This window comes from Metaclostridioides mangenotii, assembly GCF_017873185.1.
In the GTDB taxonomy this organism is placed as follows: domain Bacteria; phylum Bacillota; class Clostridia; order Peptostreptococcales; family Peptostreptococcaceae; genus Metaclostridioides; species Metaclostridioides mangenotii.
In genome coordinates, this window is sequence record NZ_JAGGJX010000001.1 from 642,799 (window position 1) to 662,917 (window position 20,119).

The 20,119-nt window shown below is 31.5% G+C and carries 14 protein-coding genes and 2 riboswitches; of the genes, 1 reads left to right on the forward strand and 13 read right to left on the reverse strand.

The genetic code is table 11. The features are described from left to right. Positions 1-34: 34 nt before the first annotated feature. Positions 35-207, reverse strand: a riboswitch (Lysine riboswitch). Positions 208-443: 236 nt separating this feature from the next. From J2Z43_RS03130 to J2Z43_RS03140, 3 genes are all read right to left on the reverse strand, one after another. Next, positions 444-2,180: a Na+/H+ antiporter NhaC family protein gene (locus tag J2Z43_RS03130; RefSeq protein WP_209455804.1), complete on the reverse strand. Its 1,737-nt coding sequence runs from the start codon at positions 2,178-2,180 to the stop codon at positions 444-446. 136 nt (positions 2,181-2,316) lie between these two features. After that, positions 2,317-2,492, reverse strand: a riboswitch (Lysine riboswitch). Between the two features lie 89 nt (positions 2,493-2,581). Beyond that, entirely contained in the window at positions 2,582-3,169 is a 588-nt protein-coding gene (locus J2Z43_RS03135; protein ID WP_209455805.1) for a DUF3841 domain-containing protein, read from the reverse strand. Beyond that, entirely contained in the window at positions 3,145-3,705 is a 561-nt protein-coding gene (locus J2Z43_RS03140; RefSeq protein WP_209455806.1) for a DUF3841 domain-containing protein, read from the reverse strand. The genes J2Z43_RS03135 and J2Z43_RS03140 overlap by 25 nt, the downstream gene beginning before the upstream one ends. Positions 3,706-4,123: 418 nt before the next feature. Between J2Z43_RS03140 and J2Z43_RS03145 the strand changes: the two genes are divergently transcribed. Then, positions 4,124-5,113, forward strand: coding sequence for a lipoate--protein ligase (locus tag J2Z43_RS03145; protein WP_209455807.1), 990 nt, complete (start codon positions 4,124-4,126; stop codon positions 5,111-5,113). 447 nt (positions 5,114-5,560) lie between these two features. On the opposite strand, the gene J2Z43_RS03150 is transcribed toward J2Z43_RS03145, so the two are convergent. The 10 genes from J2Z43_RS03150 to J2Z43_RS03195 all read right to left on the reverse strand — a co-directional run bounded on the left by J2Z43_RS03150 (position 5,561) and on the right by J2Z43_RS03195 (position 20,101). Beyond that, a complete protein-coding gene (locus tag J2Z43_RS03150; RefSeq protein ID WP_234925950.1) occupies positions 5,561-6,955 on the reverse strand; it encodes a cation:dicarboxylate symporter family transporter in 1,395 nt (464 codons plus the stop codon). Between the two features lie 395 nt (positions 6,956-7,350). Then, positions 7,351-8,553: a DUF819 family protein gene (locus J2Z43_RS03155; RefSeq protein WP_209455808.1), complete on the reverse strand. Its 1,203-nt coding sequence runs from the start codon at positions 8,551-8,553 to the stop codon at positions 7,351-7,353. A gap of 200 nt (positions 8,554-8,753) precedes the next feature. Further along, complete coding sequence (locus J2Z43_RS03160; RefSeq protein WP_209455809.1) at positions 8,754-9,866, reverse strand: uroporphyrinogen decarboxylase family protein; 1,113 nt, start codon at positions 9,864-9,866, stop codon at positions 8,754-8,756. A gap of 82 nt (positions 9,867-9,948) precedes the next feature. Next, positions 9,949-10,803, reverse strand: a complete 855-nt coding sequence (locus tag J2Z43_RS03165) for an HAD family hydrolase (RefSeq protein ID WP_234925951.1) — start codon at positions 10,801-10,803, stop codon at positions 9,949-9,951. 94 nt (positions 10,804-10,897) lie between these two features. After that, positions 10,898-11,986 carry a cysteine protease StiP family protein gene (locus tag J2Z43_RS03170; RefSeq protein ID WP_209455810.1) on the reverse strand — a complete coding sequence of 363 codons (1,089 nt, stop codon included), beginning with the start codon at positions 11,984-11,986 and terminating at the stop codon, positions 10,898-10,900. 60 nt (positions 11,987-12,046) lie between these two features. Further along, positions 12,047-13,318: a phosphoribosyltransferase family protein gene (locus J2Z43_RS03175; protein ID WP_209455811.1), complete on the reverse strand. Its 1,272-nt coding sequence runs from the start codon at positions 13,316-13,318 to the stop codon at positions 12,047-12,049. Next, positions 13,296-14,372, reverse strand: coding sequence for an HpcH/HpaI aldolase/citrate lyase family protein (locus J2Z43_RS03180; RefSeq protein WP_209455812.1), 1,077 nt, complete (start codon positions 14,370-14,372; stop codon positions 13,296-13,298). The genes J2Z43_RS03175 and J2Z43_RS03180 overlap by 23 nt, the downstream gene beginning before the upstream one ends. A gap of 56 nt (positions 14,373-14,428) precedes the next feature. Continuing rightward, positions 14,429-15,565 (reverse strand): toxic anion resistance protein, encoded by a 1,137-nt coding sequence (locus tag J2Z43_RS03185; RefSeq protein WP_209455813.1) that lies wholly within the window; start codon positions 15,563-15,565, stop codon positions 14,429-14,431. Then, complete coding sequence (locus J2Z43_RS03190) at positions 15,565-17,127, reverse strand: YceG family protein (protein ID WP_209455814.1); 1,563 nt, start codon at positions 17,125-17,127, stop codon at positions 15,565-15,567. The genes J2Z43_RS03185 and J2Z43_RS03190 overlap by 1 nt, the downstream gene beginning before the upstream one ends. 232 nt (positions 17,128-17,359) lie before the next feature. Then, positions 17,360-20,101, reverse strand: a complete 2,742-nt coding sequence (locus J2Z43_RS03195) for a calcium-translocating P-type ATPase, PMCA-type (RefSeq protein ID WP_209456366.1) — start codon at positions 20,099-20,101, stop codon at positions 17,360-17,362. Between the last annotated feature and the right edge of the window lie 18 nt (positions 20,102-20,119).

Below are 20,119 nucleotides of genomic sequence, written 5' to 3' on the forward strand. Positions count from 1 at the left end.
CATAAATCGACTACTTGAATAAAAGTATAATTCCTCAAATGATAGCTCATCACAAATATATGTGACAGTTATGTATATATTCTATACATCCCCAGACTAATGACCTTAAAGCATTGGTCATTGACTTCGGCAATATCTCCTTTTATGGCAAATCAACGTGCTTAACTCCTCACCATTACTAATAGATACTGCGCCTCTACCTAGTATTCATTTATAATTCTTTAATATTGTTAACGTAATTAACATATATTTAACATCATGTTTCAGTATATATCATAATAATCCTTTTTTCAAGTTAATTTAATATTTTTATATTATACTTTGTACAATAAAATTTCTTAAAAATAAAAATAGCTTGGAGATTCAAGCTATTTTTATAATTCTAATGTTATCTATTTTATTGTTTTTTTATTAAACTAATAATTTCAATTAAATATCTTTGGCTATTCAGCAATAGTTTTTTCAATCTCTACATCATCATCTTCTACACTCTTACCAAATATTTGTATACCTATGAATATAGCTGCTAAGGCTAATGGTAATGCAATATATATTGGAAGCCCAAGTCCAACTGGTATATAACCGAATACAATAGTAATAACCCCTGTAAATAGAGCGTAAGGCATTTGAGTTCTGACATGATCTAAGTGATTACAACCTGCTCCCATTGACGATAGTATAGTTGTGTCCGATATTGGTGAACAGTGATCTCCAAATATCGCTCCTGTAAGAACAGCACTCGTACTTGCGATTATATAACCCATATCTGGATTCATTGAGTATGCAAGAGGTATCGCCAAAGGCATAAGTATTCCCATAGTTCCATAAGAAGTACCAGTTGCAAATGATATTATAGATCCAAGTACAAATATAAGCGATGGCAATAAGAAGTTTGGTAAAGATCCAGATAACATTTGAATCATATATGCAGCTGTTCCAAGTTCATTTATAATTGAACTCAATGACCAGGCTAATATAAGTATTACACCTGTTATAACTAGAGTCTTCATCCCGTCGATCCAAACATCTATGGCTTCAGAAACAGTAAATATCTTTTTACCTGCTGCCATAGCTATACCTACAATACTCGCTACAAATGCAGATTGGAATAGAGCTAACGATGCGTTAGAAGCACTAAAAGCTTCTTTAATAGCTATAAAAGAATATGGTGCATCTTTAAATAAAGCAGTAAGAGTCGCATCACCAGATTCCTCAATTGCTGTATAACCACTGTAATAGAAAGATATAAGAGCTACTACTATCAATGTTCCTATTGGTATTATTGCATTCCAAACGCTTAGCTTAACACCTTCTTTAGGAGCTAAGTCATCTTCTACTTTACCTGATGAATCATAACCTGCAGATTTTCCACCTCTTCTCGCCTTGATTTCAGCATCTCTCATTGGTCCAAAATCCTTAAGAAGTATTGCAGAAATAACTATAAATGCTAGTATCAGTATATTGTAAAATCTGAATGGTATAGTCTGTAAAAACACTCCGAAAGCATCTACCTCTATCCCTATGCTGTTAAATGCGTCATTTATTAGACCGACTTCAAGTCCAATCCAAGTAGAAATTATTGCAAGCCCAGCAACAGGAGCTGCTGTGGAGTCTATTATAAATGAAAGTTTTTCTCTTGAAATCTTCATTTTATCAGATACTGGCCTCATTATTGGACCGACTATTAAAGAGTTTGCATAGTCATCAAAGAAAACTAACAGTCCTAAAAACCATGTAATAAGTTGTGTTCCCTTTGCTGTCTTAGCTTTTCTAGCTAGTACCTCTGCTATAGCTTGGGCACCACCCATTTTAGCAACCAGGTTAATTACTCCACCGATTGCAAGTACTTGCAAGATTATTCCTGCATTCCACGGATCAGATAACGACTCTATCGATCTATTTACTAAATCCAAAATTGACAATATCAATGCAACAAATACATTGTTTCCAGTTACTTGAAGCACAAAGCTTCCTGCAACAACTCCAAGCATTAATGAAATAACAACATTCTTTGTCACAAATGCTAATATTATTGCTACTAGTGGAGGTATTAATGTCAACACTCCAAATTTCTGTGCATTTATTGCTGCTACATCACTTCCTTCTGCAAACCCTATAACGGTAAACATCGAAAATATAATTATTGTAGTCAGAATTGTATATAATTTTTTATTCCACATATAACTTAAACCCTCTCCTTCTATGCTGTGAATAAATTTGGTCGAGATTTTTATAGGGAAACTAAAAAAGCCTCAGGCTTAAACACCCAAGGCATAATCGACATATGCAAAATCAATATGTATTATTTATAATTCCTCAAATGATAGCTCACCACAAAATTTAATGTGACAGTTATGTATATATTCTATACATACCCAGACAAATGACCTAAAAGCTTCAGCCACTAACTTCGGCAACATCCCCTTTTATAGCAAATCAACGCGCTTTAACTCCTCGCTATTACTTATGGATACTGCTCCTCTACCTCAATTTTCACTTATTCAATTTTCACTTGCTTTAGTATAGCTTATAAATTGTTATCTTTCAAGCGTATATATCTGAACATAAGGTTAAATTTCACTTAACAATCATAGTCGACAATCCACTCTTTTTTTATCTGCCAAACTGATGCTTGAACAGACTTAACACAAGAATAATCCCCAGATTTAATCTCTTCATTATGCAAAAATAATTTAGACCAACTATCTGTAACCTGTTTCTTTAGCTGGGGGTAAAAACTTGTAAGCATTATATCACTGTCATGCTTAATGCCGTATTGTTTTAACATATCTCTAAATTCTTTATCATCATTTTTATCTTGAGCTATGTATTCTAAACTAAGAATTTTGTTCCAGTCGTACATATCAAAAAATAAGACTTCACCAATAGGAACTTCTAATTCTAAAATACTTGTATTCGGAAATCTCTCTAGGTTATACAAGTCTATAAAAACCCAGTATGGATACTCCGCTCTATCAGGTTTTTCTACAATTTTACTAGCTTCTTCAGCAAACCAGCTGTAGGCTGTAATAAATATCTTAGAACTCTCTTGATACTTTCTTTTAATAAATTCCTTTTTTGAAAAACATATTCCTTCTCTTTCAATGATATCTAAAACTGAATTGTTTAGTGAAGCAAATAACCTTACTGTATTACACTTGCTATCCATTCACTTCTAACCTCCCATATGGTTCCGTATTTTTCTTTATTTTTATCAATAACAACAGAATCATCAAACAATAGATCCCAACTCTTTACGATTTCTTTTTTTATGCCAGGATAGAATTGAGACATATATGCCTGAGCATCATTAGTCCCATAAATCTTTAAAATTTCTTTATGCCTCTTCGAATCTTTTTCATCTTTTGGAATGTAAGAATAATTTAGTATAGTTCCCCACTTGTTTATATTTACGGGCATAATGATTTTTGGATCAAGTTCTAATTCTAATATTACAGTGTCTTTGCTAGGCAACATAGTCGCTTCTTTAGATAGCGACACCCAAATTGGATACTCAGCATCTTTTGGCCTTTTTATACTTTTTGAGGCTTTGTCTACATACCAATCATACACTTCAAGTACCAAGTTAGCATGTTCTTTAAGGTCCTTTTTTATGTACTCTTTTTTTGCAATGTATCTACCAGTTTCTTGAAGTTCATTTAGCACATTTACATGCTGCTTTGACCACACAATAATCTTATCCATTTTAAACTTCATCCTTTTTATTAGATTTTAAAAACCAACATACAGTTTCTTTATATTAGATAAAACAGAATACTGTATAAAGATATGTCATTTGTTAGTATATTAGAGATGTTATACCTTTATTATACAATAATTTCAGCAAAATTATAATTTATAATCTATAGAAATTCACAAGAATTCTACGACTTTACTAATGTCTTTATATATTACGAACTAAGAATACATGTTATAATATTCTATACATATAAGGTAGTAAAAAATTAATCTTTAGTGCTTGTAATTTACTGTACATAACAGATTAATTTAAATAGTACTTATCAATAATTACAAGACGGTTAAATATTAGATTTCAGATGTATAGTATAGAGACTGACAAACGAAATCTCAAATACGCAAAATTTAAAGAGGGAGAAATATTATGTTACTAATTTATAATGATAAGACAAGACCGTATTTTAACTTAGCTATGGAAGAATACTTGCTAAAAAATTTCGACAGTGATTTGTTTATACTTTGGAGAAATGAACCTTCAATAATTGTAGGAAAAAATCAAAATATACTATCAGAGATTAATTTAGATTATATCGAAGAACATTCGATTCCAGTTGTAAGAAGACAATCTGGTGGAGGAGCTGTTTTCCATGATTTAGGAAATATAAACTTCACTTTTATATCAAATGACAACAGTTTCAGTGATTTTAGAAGATTTACTCAACCTATAATAGATCTACTTAAAACTATGGATGTAAACGCCGAATTTTCTGGCAGAAATGATCTACTTATAGAAGGCAAAAAGTTCTCTGGAAATGCACAGTACAACTATAAAAATAAAACTATGCACCACGGAACGTTAATGTTTTCTTCTCAGATAAACGATCTTTCTAGTGCATTAAAGGTTAAACCTATAAAACTAGAAGGCAAGGGAATTAAATCTGTTAAGGCGCGTGTTACAAATATAAGTGATCACTTAAAAATCGAAATGGATATTTTAGAATTTAAAGATACTATTATGGATTATCTATCTAAAACAAATCCAGATAACGAGCCTTATACTTTAAGTGAGAGCGATATAGAAAACATACAAAAATTAGTTGATGAAAAATACGGAACTTGGGAATGGAACTTTGGGAAATCTCCAAAGTATAACTTTACTAATGAACTTAAATATCCAGGTGGAAATGTAGAATTCAACTTAAATGTAGATAAGGGCGTTATAACTGAGATTAAATTATATGGGGACTTTTTCGGCAGAAGAGATGTTTCTTTTGTTGAAGATGCTTTAACTGGAGTAAACCATGAAGAAGGCGCTATAAGATCAGTTTTAGATAAAATAGATATCGATGAATACTTCCTTGGAGGTAATACTGAGGTGCTAGTCGCAGGTTTGTTTGGAAAAAAAATACTTTAACAGCAAAATCCACACTATATTCGATAGTACTATACATCACAATATAAGTGTATGTGTATAATGTTTCCAATTTTTAATATAATCTAAGCATTATAATATCTCCAATACTCTGCAAAAATAACTGAGCAAACTCTGAATATAATTTAGTCTATATTGGTCGCATTATATATAAATTTGTCATTTTTAAATCTATATTCATATATTAGTTATATAATTGAAAAGAGTCTATCTTAACCTAAAAATTAAGATAGACTCTTCTTCATTAAAGTAATATAAAGTTATTTATTTGATACTGCAATAAATTCTATTATTAAGGTTTAATTTATACTTTTTGTATTTAACTTCGACTTTAATAGAATAACCCAGCCAATAATAGATATCAGAGTGCTCCATAGTAAAATATTTCCGAGACCAAAGATGTAATTTGTCCAAGGCAGAGCGCCTACACTAGTTTTCCACTCCATCCTTATAATAAATATTTTTATTTACTTTTCCTAAAGACTTTCCAACAATTATTGAAGTAACTATAGATCCATTTACGTTTATCATAGTTCTACCCATATCTAATATAGGATCTATCGCTAGTATTCCTGCTGCCAACGGAAAATATGGACCAAGCCCAACTCCAGATAATACAACTGATACTGCCATTGTAGCTGTGCCTGGGAGCCCTGCTATACCTATAGAGCCTATTGTTATAACTATAAATAACATTGCATAGAACGTAGCATTCATTTCTATTCCAGCCATATTTGCTATTGTCACAGCCATAAGAGCAGGATATATACCAGCACAACCATTCATACCCATATTAGCTCCTAAACTTGCAGCAAAACTTGATACGCTTTCTTCTACACCTTGTTTTTCAACTAAGTTATTTATTGTTACAGGAAGTGTTCCTAAACTTGAACGAGATGTAAAAGCTAATACTAATGGCTCTATTGCATTTTTAGCATATTTTATAGGATTCAAACCATTAAGTGCTATTATTATTAAGTGAACTATAAACAGTATAATTGTAGAAACATAAAGTGCAAGAACAAACTCTAATACTGATAACATTGACCCTATCCCACCTGATGTTATAGTATTTGCAAGCATCGCTACAACCGCATATGGCATCAATGTTATAACTGTCATAGCGACACTTACTATGATCTTATAAAGTGCCTCTACTAGGTCCACAAATGGTTTTATTATATCTTCATATTTTTTATTTAATTCCTTAACTGCAAGACCTAAGAATGCAGCAAATATAATTATAGCAACTATATTTGCATCTGCCATAGCTTGAACTGGATTTGTTGGTAATAATCCAATTAATGTATCAACTACCGAAGTTATCTCTTTCATTTGTGCAGTATTGTCTACAATACCTTTAAATCCTTCTCCTAAGTGCATAAATTTTCCTACAACAATTCCTATAGTTGCTGCTATCGCTGTAGTTCCTAATAACATTCCTATAGTTCTAAATGTCATAGATTTTAAATTTTCTCCATCCTCCATGTTGATTATTACTCTAAGTATTGATATAAATACAATTGGAACGACTAGCATTTTTAATAGAGCCATAAATCCACTTCCAAATAGACCATACCATTTAGTTACCTCCTGCAACCATACAACTTTAGTCGGGTCATCTGGCATACCAGCAACCAATTGTATTATTATACCTAATGCGAGCCCCATAATTGTTGCAATAATGGTCCTCATGGAGAAGTTAACTTTCTTCTTCCCTAATTTATTAACAAAAATAAACATTCCTAATAATACAGCTATGAAAAATATTGTCTTTAAATCTGTAATCATTAGAAATTTTGAAAAAAACGAACTTTTTGCCATTGTAAATCTCCTTTTTATTATAATTTATTAATTACTTATATCGGCATATTGACCCTACCGAAATATACTAACATTGATAATGATTAATCAACTATCAAATTGATAATTTCATTGTATATTATACAACTATCATTTTGATAATGCAAGTTTTTTAAAGAATTAACTCAATAAAATAAATTTCGTTTTTAATTTATGTTTAATCGGTTATTTAGCTGTTCTTAATGGAGCAATGTTATTATGTAGGTCGGTAAATAAAAAAAGCCGGATAAAACAGTTTAAATTTCAACCATCTTATCCAGCATATAATTTAAGTATATATACCCTCCAATGTCATAATAATCATTAATTATAGCATTAGCATTACATTTTTTAAGTCAATTATTGCAAATCTCAAATTACATCAATATATTTCCTATAAAAAGTCCAAAGTAATTTCCAACTATATACCCAAGAGTCCCGACAATAAGTATAGGCCCCACTAGTTTAGTCCACCCTTTAGAAATAGCCATTGCTGCAGCTGTTGTCGGCCCACCTATATTTGCATTTGATGCAAGTATAGCTTCCTCAAGAGTAAATTTAAATATTTTAGCGCCTGCAAAAGTGATTATCATATTTATAACTACCATTACTACACAGTATAAAAGCAACAGCGGAGATTTTTGAATAATTAATCCTATAGAAGCTGGTACACCTATAACTACAAAGAAGAGATAAATTAAAAATGTTCCAATCTCTTGTGCTCCCTTTATTCCTGCAAAGAACTTAGGCAAAAATGTAGCAAGCAACATCGTTATAGTTGTTATAATTAGATACTGGTTTCCAAATAGAGTATTTAGCATCGAAAATAAAGGATTTGAAGTAGGTATAATCGATGCGAGTAAAGCTGCCAACTGTACAGAAGCTGCCACAATTATAAATGCACTCGCAATTGCAAAAGCTATATCTTTAAGTGCAATTTCCTTACCGCTCCAATAGCTCGATGCCGCTGTCTCTCCTGACTTAACCTCCATACTCTCAAATTCAACTACATGAGGATGTTCAAAGTGCTTTCTGAAGAATGCTATAGATGGTATAGATATCAATACAAAGAAATATAATGCCATTAATAGATTATCAGCTACTACAGCAGCAGACACCAAATCACCTGGAACCTCAAATGCACCTGACATCGCTGCAAAGTTGACTCCACCACCTATATAAGATGCAGACATCATTGCTGCAACCATATACAAATTTGGAATTAGTTTTTGAAGTGCTAAGAATCCTACAACTGCACCAGTCATAGTTCCTACAGAACTTATTAAAAATATAATAAGCAGCCTTCCACTTTCTTTCCAAATTTTTTTAATATTACATTGATATAAAAGTAAAGCAATTGCTAATGGTACTACATAACCCCAAACTTGATCGTAAACTGGCGATTCAGTTGGAATGACTTTTAAATTAGATAGTACCATTGCTCCAACTAAAGCTATTATTGCACCAGAGACTTTAGAAGCCCAATCGTACTTTTGCTCTAAGTATATACTAAAAGCAGCCCAACCGGTTATTATAGCCCACAAGACCCATATATTATCGGAACTTATCAAACTCTTCATCTTATACCTCCCCAATATTTTTTAAATATTCTTACAATATCTCTACTTTATTATATTATATGATTAAATAGTTATACAACTACAATATCCAAAAATAACTATAGGTCTACTTTGTTTACTACTATCAATCTTTATTAAAACATAAATACATTGATAACAGATCCAAAGAAGACCTATAATTATTAAAATATTGTATCAAATTAATCAAATAAACCTTTGCACAATTCTCCTCTTTGTGCTCCTCTTCCATACTTTTTAGCAGCATATGCAAATGCGTGTAAATTTTCCCTAGGAGTACCCAAAGGAACTTGACATCCTGCAAATAGCATATATCCCATAGGATTGTCGCTTCCCTTTCTTAAACATACCTTTACCGCTTCTATAACATCATCTATTGTTCCATCTCTCATAACTTCAACAGGAGGTACATTTCCAGCTAGAGCTAATTTATCTCCAACTAAAAGTTTAGCCTCTTCTAAATCCTCACAGTTATCAATACTTAAAGATTTAATTCCTATTTCTACTAGGTGTGTCCATATTCCTTTAGTCTTTCCACAGATGTGTATCGATGGTGTAAATCCAGTTATATTTTTAATTCCATCAATTAAATCCTTCAAATGCGGCTTTGAAAATTCTTCAAATTGCTTGACATTAATAAGGCTAAGTGATCCAACAGGATCTCCTATATTTACAGGTACTGGCCCAAGTTCTTTGCACACTGCTTCAACCCATACAAGTGAACATTTCACACTGAAGTCAAGCAGTCTATGTAAATTCTCTTTATCTTTGATAACATCTCTAAGAACGTTTTCTGGTTTTCTAATAGATGCAGCGGTTGTAAATGGACCTGCTACATCTGTGGCTATTATCATCTCTGGATAGTGCTTTTTAAGAAATCTTATTTTATCGATTAAATCCGGCAATCTTCCGTCTTTGTACGGATCTATTATATTCATAGTATCTAATATGCTGTAATCTTTTAAAACAAAATCAGATACATAATCCATCCCATTTTCTGGATATACTACTGTTGATCCTAATGCTTCTCCAATAGACTTAAGACCTAAGCCTACTTCTGATCCACTTAAATCAAACTCTATCTTCATCTTTTCCATAATATCACATTGCACATCCATAGACTTTCTGTACTCTCCAATTGTATAACCGTATAATGGAGCTGCTGTGTCATGGTCTATTAGCGTATACGGTATTCTATCTACCTCTTCACCTTTAAAATAAGCTAGCCCTCTCTCCATATCAGTCATAGTATCTTTGTACTTTTCCATCTCTATTAATAACTCTTCATAGTTCATATATATCCCTCTTTACCACAAATTTTCCAATCTTAGATTTTAAATAACATAAAGTGCAGTATAGTATGACCTATTGCTTACACTAAGCTTTCACAGTATTTAATTCTTCGCCTATCTTTACCTTTATAATTATACTTTTTAAAATCTCTTCAGTGCCCTTCATTCCCACAGATTCGCTTGACTCAAAGCCTCTAACTAAAGCAATATTAGATAGCTCTCCATGCTTTAAAGTATATGGATTATCAGATAGTGACAACATACCATCATCCATCAATGAATCCCCTATCGAATAAAACGTCTCTATTCCAACCTCTTTAGCCAAATATTCAACAGCATTTTCTTTAGTCAATCCACTTGGAAGAAAGTATATCTTTCTGCCACTCACAAATACCTTCCAACCTATCGTATCAAGTGTATCTGTAAATTCCTGTAACATATTTATTTTGAAAACCTCTAAATCCACAACCAAATAGAAAAACAATTCTTCAGCCTTTCTAAATTTCAAAATACCCGGACAATCTTTGTATTTTTCAAAACTCTCTACTACTTCGTCAATCGATTTCGACTTTGACAGAACTTCTTTCAATTTAACTTTCCAACTTTCTAATACCTCACCATTTCTTAGGATAACTCCACCGTTGGAAGTAATAACCCACGGAAAATTTATACCAAACTTTGAAAATTCTATCCTGTTGAACTGATTTAGCGTCCTAGTAGTAGCTGGAATAAACAAACCCCTTTTTTGTATCTGCTTAATCATATCTATAGTAAGCTTTGAAACATATGATATTTCTCTACCTTCAAATACTTCTATATTTGAATAATCAACGTCTGTATTTAAAAATTTATTTGAATATATTATGCTTCTATCTAGATCAGAAAAAACTAACATGCACTGCTCCTTTATATTTTTAGTAAGAATATCTTTGAATTTCATTATATTATAATCTCGCTTTCACTGAGATTAATTAATTTATAATTATTTCAATATTTTTATTCCTACTAAAAATTAATTTTAATATAGTATTAATCTAAATATCCTTCATATTCTTTATTATCCCACAACATCTGTAGGCTTTTAAATCTGCCTCTACAACCTCTACATTTTTTTCTTTAGCTAGAATAAAAATATGGTCCAGAGTTTCATCATTTAGATCTTTTACAAGTATTTTATACGGAATCCTTCTAAGTAAAACTCTAGTAGTCTCTCCAACCCCAGGTTTTATAAAGTTAACATCCTCTATTTTATACTCGCTCTTTATCATTGCAACATCTTTATCGCCGTCTTTAGTAAGTTTATCTTCCGTCCATTTACTCATGCCTTCATCTATAGTTTTGTATTGATCTTCAAAACAATTTTCAATAGTCTCAACATAATTTATAGATACGTCTTTATCTACTAAATGGTCGTAAAACTTAGCCCCATGAAAGTCGTTTTCTCCAATCAAGTCGCTTCTAAGAACAGTTCTGCTAACTAAGCCAGATACAGTAGAGTTAAGACATGCACTAGGAATTAAAAAATCCTCTCTTATTCCATATAGACTTGAGTATCCAGCAGGGTCAGCTAAAACTGCAAGTGTAGGATCAAATTTCTTCCCAAATTTAGCTTCTAAAACCTTGCACGCCTTTTCTAATTCACGCGAAATAGTTCCCTTACCTGTCCAACCATCTATAAACTGAATTTCTGAATCTTTATGATTCTCTATTATATAAGACATAGCATTCAAATCTATTCCTCTGTCTCGAATTATCGATATAGTGTAATGGCTGAGATTTAAATTGTATCTATCCCTTAAATATCTCTTAGCAAGTATTCCTATAGGGGTACCCGCTCTCGCCAACGAAACAAGTACGACATCTTTTCCATTTTTAGTTATTATTTTTTCACACATCATGCCTATCGCATAGGACAATTTATCTTTTGTCTCTTCTAGTTTTTCACGGTACAATTTTAAATACTCTTCACTTACTTCATATTCTATAGGTATCATCTCTGAATAATGAGTTCCACTCTGTATCTTTAATTCACGTTCTTTGTTTCCCTGTTCTTCAATATTATCTGAAATATCTTTTAATAAAAACACTACATCATCTTGTGAATACGTTCCAAACTTCTTCAATTTATCATCTCCTCTGCAAGTAAAATTCGTCTAAAGTCTTATATGTCAAAAACAGCGCGTTTAATGCAGCTTATTAAAACTCACCACAGTTAACTTTTCTATACTTGTGTTTTTTAATAACTCAATAAAATCATAGAATTCTTCTTTTTCTTTTGCCAATTCTACAAATAAAAAGCACTCCTCAAAGCCATCCTTGTCTATGTTGTAAATATAATTATCTATATTTGAATTGTAGAAACTATTTATAAGATTTTTAGTTTTAATCGGATAGTTTTGATCATCTACTGCTATTATCGGGCTTCTCGTAGTTGAATGGTAGTACAAGTCAATATTTTTTTCATTCTCCTTTGCAAACAACATTGGTATGTACATAAGCTCTTCCGTTCCTAAAAACAGAACTTTTTTACCCTCGTATTTATTAATATCAAAAATAAGTTTTTTATTTTCTCTTTTAACTATTTCCTTTAACCTAGATTGATCTTTTTTATCTATACCAAATCTGCCAGTGTACTTTATATACTCTTTTTGATCTATATAGTCATCCATACCCAAACTTACATAGTCAAGAGTTAATTTATCGCTAGGTATTTTAGTATCTACATCTGAAATACAGCTATTTTCATCAGTCACAGTAGATGCTATCTCAAGTTCTGTTATATCTTCTAATCTATATACTTCTTCATCATCCATATCGAATTTGAACTTGCCTTTAAATAAATACACAAACTCAATTTTACATTCTAACTCTTTTTCTAATTTCTTTACTTTTTCAATATTTTCTCCTTCTACCCAATTTAAGATTGAACATATCGTATATCTCTTTTTCGGGTATATGGATTGTATTTTTTTAATAATATTTAAACAAGTATTTGCTGTAGTAATTTCATCATCTACCAATATAATTTCATCGCCAGATTTAAACTGTACTAAATTATCATAGTATAAATTTTGATCCGTAGCATGTGAGTGCTCTTCTAAGAACTCTAACTTCCTCAAACTCTTTACTTCTTCTCTTGTAGTATGTACAAACTCGTAATCACCCTTTATATGATCAAAAAAGCTATGCCCAAGGCCTGTTCCAGTCTCTGCAAATGCAATTACTGTACCACAACTAGGTTCTACAGTTTTATTGTACATATCTACAATCATCTTCCCTAACTCATCCATTTTACTCGGTTTACAGGCTAGATGTTTTCCTAAATTTTTAGACACAAATAAAAATCTTCTCTTTTTATTATTTCTGATTGCAATATCTAAAAAGTCATTTATGTCTAGATCCATAGGATTTTCAGTTATATCCATTGTACAGTTAAAATTTAAGTAATTCCTCATATGTTACTCCTTCATTTAATACTCCATAGATTTTTGATAACATTATTGTCCTTTTTGCCCAAATTAAATGAGGATTAGTTTCATTCATCCTCTTTCCAGATGCACTTTTACTTACGCCATATTTTCCGCCAAAGCTTTCAATAATGTTAACCGCATCAAAATAATCTTCAAAGCTAACTGAACACAGAGCTTGTACAATTCGTATTTGCTTAGGATGTATAACAGTTTTTCCTACTAAGCCATGAAACTTGTCTAGCTCTATTTCCTTTATATATTTTTCTTTAATCTCTGCATCATTCATGTTAAAAAATTCTGACACTCCACCAGATATCGGTATATCTATTTCTGGTCTGTTAAGATAAGTAACCATATCACTGATAAATGCCGAACATATATTGTTTTCATATATAGAGAATTTTTCGCTTCTTCTAACTCCAAACAGTCCGAGTATATCGGTAAGTCCAATTCTAAGACTAAGTATTCTCTCCCTGTGTTTTAGAACTGTATCGTACAGCTCTAAAAAGCTTTTGTCTTTTAATTCCCTGTATATAAATTCACTTGTCTCGATAATAGGCATAATATATATATCTTTTATGTTATTTGAATCCATAAGCTCAATAAAAGACTCTATAATCTTTGAGTTTGCCTTTGGAATAAGCAATCCTGTAATTATAGATTGATTTGTATAAACTATATCTTTGATCTTCTGGAATTGATCCAGATTCTTTATTCTTAGAAAGATTATCGGCAGTTTAAAATTATTTTTAAGGCTACTTTGCCTTACTTCATTTAATATTGACTCCACATTTTCTATAGCCTCTTTTTCTCCACTGGCACCAACTGCATCTTCTAAGCATATAGCTAGGGGCCTTGCACCTTTTAACTCACTTGAAATGTTCTTCTGTATCATATCATACTGAGTAGCTGGCATATATAAAAATGCACCAAGAGCGTATTTTAAAATATTTCTATCAGTTTTTTTATCAAATTCAATGGGCTTTTTATAAAATACTCTGTTCAGAGTATCTTCACTTAGATAATCAAAATATCTCAAAATATCCACCTCTAATACTTTTAAGGGCTGACTTTATACAAATCAGCCCTTAACTATTATTTATTGTAAATAATACTAGTATTTAGTTCTTCTAATCTCTTCGTATTATCTTTTATTGAAACTCTGCTGTTTTCTTCTATTCTCATAGTCTCTTCAATTCCTGATTTTATAGTATTGTGCATTTTTTCAAGAGTTTCTATCTGAATAGAGCTTGAACCTGCCATTCTAGCAATTTGAGCACTTTGTTGACTTACATTTTGTGCATTTTTTAGTAAAAGCTCATTAGTTTTATCATCTAATGCTTTAAGTGATTGTGCTTGAAGCTCTTGCTTTTTAAGAAGTATCGCTTGTGATAAGCATTGCTTGAATACTGGCAGTGTAACTACAAAGGCGCTATTTATTTTTCTAATTAAATTGTAGTTATTGTGTTGCATCCCCTTTAACATAGGAATAGTTTGAATAGATATATTTTCAGCTATTCTCAAGTCGTACACTCTTTGGTTTAACATATCGTATATCTTAAGTAGATCTTGATAGTTAACTAAATCCATTTGATCCCCACTAGTCTCTGATAACTGCTTATAATGCGGAAGGATCTCATTGTCCATCTCTTCTACTGCCATTTCACCAGCTACTATATATTTTTGAAGCTCGTTGTAGAAATCAAAGTTTTCATTTAACATAGCTCCCAACTGCTTGTTTGACATTCCTATTTCTCTTTCATACTTTTCAAGCTCTATTTGTATTTTCTCTACTTCTCCACCTAGAGTTTCATACTTTTGGAACATCATCTCTAAAGCATTGTTTGCCTTTTTAAAGATTTTTTGTATAAAATTGGGTTCTTTAGTATCTTGAAAATCATCTATATCAAACTTGTCCATTATTTTTGCTAAGTGTTGTAACATTTTAGAGTTTTCTTCGTTTTTATTAACTCTAATAGTATTTAATAGATTGTCTGAAACCTTAGCAACTCCTTGTGAAGCGTCACGACCAAACTTAAGTATTGAATCTGGGTTTTCTACTTCTATAAGGGATGTAAGTGCTTCAACTTCTCTGGATTTTCTAAGTTCATTCTTTTTTGTGTTAGTGTACTCCACAATATCAAAGTTATCTTCTACTACTAATGCATTTCCTTCAACCACTTCTGGTTGATTGTTGTTATCTTTTGATAGACTGTTCATGTTAATAGCCATTAATATTTTCTCCTTTTCCCAAATAACTTTTTAAATAAAGGAACATCCTCATTTAGATCATTTAATCTCATATCGTATTCCATTCTGTCTAATCTATGTCGATCTATTAAACTGCTGTTTATAATATTCTCTACAGTATTTTCTCCTCCAGGGGACAAAATAATTATATCAAATCCTATCTTACTTAGTAAAATCATTAAGAAACAAATTTCTTTACTCAGTAAAAAGCTCTTACCAATATATAAAACCAACTTAGGATTTATACCTGAATAATCGAAGTTGTTTATCATCCTAACAAACTGCTTATCCATATGGAGCACTGTGTATAGTCCTCTTATCTTATCCTCGATGTTTAGCCCTTCTATAAACATATTACCTTCAAATAACTCTTCTACTTTTTCTAAAATCATTATTTGCTGCTGTATGCTAAGAGTTGATATAGTGTAATCTTGGTTATTTATAATAGGCTTTTTATCTAGTTTTACATCCGTAGACAGTAAAAATGAAAGGCTAAAAGCATTTTTTATAAATTCTCTAGCAAACACATTTGTATAACCATTGTACTCTATAAAATACGTATAAGTAGAATTTCTAAGCTTGTCTATAAACTCTACATACTCCATCTTATCACTGTAAATTCCATCAATCTTAGAAAAAAATACTGGCATATCTACAAAATACGAATCAAATTTAAAACCAGGTCTAAGCTTAGACGGCTCATTCCAGTAAATAGATATTTCGTCTACAGTAGTACTTAAAAGTAGATTTTTAATCATCCTATCTTGTAGCTGCCACGGCTTTATAAAACCTGACTCATTTAAAAGCTCTTCGCTTATCCTCTTAGAAGCTTCTGCTCCAATAGTATAGGCCTTTTTAATTGATCCTTTATCTACTTTTTCGCCCATTTCATTTCTATCTTCAAATGAAATTACTTCGTCAACGATATTTCCTTCTTCAATTTCTATATTGTGTTTATCTTGTTTCAAAAAACTTGTATCAGCTTTAGAGTTTGGATTTAGGTAAAGTATATCAAACCCTGAAAGATGTAGAGTTAACATAAAAAGAAGTTCGTGCTTCTTTGCATCCCCATAAAAAACAACTTTTGGGGGATCGTTTTTATCTATGTTTAGTTCACCTATATACTCATTTATCCAAGACATTAATTTTATAATAAAGTTTTGTTTTACTCTATCATTAGCAAATTCACTTTTTTCTTCATCTAATACTAAGTCCATTGCCCTTTTTATCTTTAGATTTATTTCTTCGTTTTTTATAATCTCTAAATCTAATTCTTCCAAACTATTTCTGTAATTTTTTAGTCCGTCTTTAAAATAGTTTATAAGATCAAAATCGCTGGGATTTGGAATTGTTTCTGTAAATAGAGCTATATCTTTTCTATTTTCTATATTGTAGTTAGTTTTGTATATCTCTAAGTTGTACAGATTTTCCTCACCAACTCCAAAGTATAAAATAAAGTAACTTAAGTAAGCTTTTGAAGGAGTGTAATTACCTCTGTCCGATTGACTGGAAAATATTTTTCCAAACACCGATGAATCTTTCAATTTTTACCCTCCTATCCCTCAAAAATTATGAAAAATGCCCCAAAGATTACTTAGTTTAACTTTTAAAAGCTCTCTTTGAGGCAATCTGTAATATAATATTACTATTAAATTTACATTTTAGCTATAATATATTATCATTTATTTAATTATTTTTTAGCTAATTTAAATTTTCTATAATTTCCAATTTATTTCTTATTTTTTTTTATTATTCTTATTTATTTGATATTCAAAATTAAGCTTCTTCTTTTACATTTACTATCCTTACACAGAATTTAACTAATTCGTTAACAACAATTACTAGTGATGATATTCCTATAACTTTTAGCCAAGTTACTACGTCCATTGCAACTGAGTTAAAGAAGTCTTGGAACACTTGTGTAAAGATTACTTGTGCTATCCCTGTGATTAGAATTATCTGTACAGCTAATTTGTTCTTAGTAAAGTTTGGTATTATACTGTCAGATCCAAATTCTCTACAGTTAAACGCATTAAATAGTGCACAGAATGCAAATAGTGCAAACATTACAGTTCCTTTATGAGCTTCATCAACACCTAAGAAGTTAAATGTAGATTGAGCTACTATAAGTACTGTTATAAGTAAAGCATTTGATAAAATAGAATACATCATCTTTTTAGAAATTATATTTGCATTTCTATTAACTGGCTTTCTGTTAAGTACATAATCTCTAACTGGCTCTAGGCCAAGTGCAAGCGCTGGTGGTCCATCCATGATTATATTAACCCAAAGTAATTGTATTGTTGTAAATGGCATTTCTTGTCCCATTACTTGAGATACTATCGCCACTAAGAATGCAATTATATTAACTGTAAGCTGGAACTGTACAAATCTCTGGAAGTTATCGTAAATTCCTCTACCCCATTTAATACCTTGAACAATAGTACTAAAACTATCATCTGTAAGTATAATGTCTGCAGCATTTTTAGAAACCTCAGTACCACTTATACCCATCGCTATACCAACATCTGCCTTAGAAAGTGCAGGTGCATCATTTATTCCGTCACCAGTTACCGCTACTACTTCACCTGATTTTTGAAGAGCTGTTACTATTCTCATCTTACTCTCTGGTTTACTTCTTGCAACTATAGCGATATCTTTAATTTCTTCTCTTAATTCTTCGTCTGATAAAGTATCTATATAAGAAGCTTCAACTGCTCTCATATTATCTTTTAAAAGACCTAATTCTTCACCTATAGCTTTAGCTGTTATTATATTGTCTCCTGTAAGCATTTTTACAGATACACCAGCATGCCCTGCTAAATTAACAGATTCAACTACATCATTTCTTAATGGATCTCTTATACCGACAAATCCACCAAATACTAAGTTTTCTTCTAAAGTTTCTACATTAACGAATTTATCTTCTGTTGTAATCGCAGCTTCTTCATCTGCTAATGATACCTCTCTATATGCAAAACCTAAACTTCTCATTGATTTTACTTGGAGCTTTTTGATTTCTTCTAGTACTTCATTTTTTATTGTATCTGTAATAGGTACTATATATTCTCCTTTTTGAACATGTGAACATAGATCAAGTACTATTTCAGGAGCACCCTTCGATAGCAATACATAATTACCATTATCTTTATATAGAGATGTCATTCTCTTTGTTTCAGAAGAGAATGGACTTTGTGCAGCCACTTCTGAATAACTTCTGATACCTATATAATCTTTATCATCATTGTAAAGTAAAAGAGCACACTCAGTTGCACTTCCTAGATATTTAACTTCACCTTCTACTTTTTCTATATCTGCTGTTGAATTTATTATACAGTTTTCTATAAAGTAACTGTTTGATTTTGTAATACTGCCATCAATATACTCACCATCAACATTTACAACTTCAACAGTCATTCTATTTTCAGTAAGTGTACCAGTTTTGTCAGAACAGATTACTGATACTGAACCTATTGTCTCACAAGCCTCTTTTTTAGTTATAAGGGCATTGATCTTGGCCATCTTCTGCATTGTTATTGCAAGTGTCATATTTATCATAGTTGGAAGGCCCTCTGGAACAGCTGCAACTATTAATGCAACACACACTGTAAACGCAGTTTTAGCAGGCCCTATAGATTCTAGGAATGGCATAAATCCTGATGTATCAACATTAAGTATACCTTTGCTAGCTGATTGGAAAATCATATATATAAACAATAAAGATGCTACAGCACTAGATATCTTAGCGATCATTCCACCTAAGTTACCAAGTTTTATTTGTAGCGGTGTTTCTTCATCTGGATCTGAAAGATGTTGAGCTATTTTACCCATTTCACTTTCGTCACCTATATCAGTTACTACCATTATACCTCTACCGTATGCTATAAGAGTTCCACCAAATACCATGTTAATCTGTTTTGCAGGAATAGGGTCTTGAATTATAATATTTCCTTTAGATTCTATTTCCTCCATTTCAACTACAACTTCACATCTCTTAGAAACATCGTCTGATTCACCTGTAAGCATATCTTCTCTTGCTTTGATATTAACACACTCGATAAGTCTTCCATCTGCTGGAATCATATCACCAGTTTCGACATAAACTATATCACCAGGTACTAATTCACTCTTAGAAACTTGATGTATCTTTCCATTTCTCATAGCCTTAACTTCAATATTTTCTGTCATTTTTGAAAGGGCATCTGCAGCTTTTTTTGAACGACCTTCCGTTATCATACCTATTGCTATACCTATAGATATTGCTCCTATTATACCAATAGCATCGTGAGTCTCACCGATTAATGCACTTACTATTGCAGCCACTATAAGTATTAAGATCATAGGTTCAGTTAAGGCATCTTTTAAATTATCCCAAAAACTCTCTTCCGCTTTTGGTGTAAATTCATTTAAGCCATATTTTTCTCTCCTAATCTTAACTTCTTCATCTGATAGACCTTTTTCCCAATCAACTGATAGTTCTTCCAGAACTTCAAGACCGGTGTGATTAAAATACTTCATTTTTTCTTTATTATTTTC

Coding starts and splice junctions, on each gene's coding strand:
- J2Z43_RS03130 (WP_209455804.1), bottom strand. CDS start 2,180: ATGTGGAATAAAAAATTATATACAATTCTGACTACAATAATTATATTT.
- J2Z43_RS03135 (WP_209455805.1), bottom strand. CDS start 3,169: ATGGATAGCAAGTGTAATACAGTAAGGTTATTTGCTTCACTAAACAAT.
- J2Z43_RS03140 (WP_209455806.1), bottom strand. CDS start 3,705: ATGGATAAGATTATTGTGTGGTCAAAGCAGCATGTAAATGTGCTAAAT.
- J2Z43_RS03145 (WP_209455807.1), top strand. CDS start 4,124: ATGTTACTAATTTATAATGATAAGACAAGACCGTATTTTAACTTAGCT.
- J2Z43_RS03150 (WP_234925950.1), bottom strand. CDS start 6,955: ATGGCAAAAAGTTCGTTTTTTTCAAAATTTCTAATGATTACAGATTTA.
- J2Z43_RS03155 (WP_209455808.1), bottom strand. CDS start 8,553: ATGAAGAGTTTGATAAGTTCCGATAATATATGGGTCTTGTGGGCTATA.
- J2Z43_RS03160 (WP_209455809.1), bottom strand. CDS start 9,866: ATGAACTATGAAGAGTTATTAATAGAGATGGAAAAGTACAAAGATACT.
- J2Z43_RS03165 (WP_234925951.1), bottom strand. CDS start 10,803: ATGAAATTCAAAGATATTCTTACTAAAAATATAAAGGAGCAGTGCATG.
- J2Z43_RS03175 (WP_209455811.1), bottom strand. CDS start 13,318: ATGAGGAATTACTTAAATTTTAACTGTACAATGGATATAACTGAAAAT.
- J2Z43_RS03185 (WP_209455813.1), bottom strand. CDS start 15,565: ATGGCTATTAACATGAACAGTCTATCAAAAGATAACAACAATCAACCA.
- J2Z43_RS03195 (WP_209456366.1), bottom strand. CDS start 20,101: ATGAAGTATTTTAATCACACCGGTCTTGAAGTTCTGGAAGAACTATCA.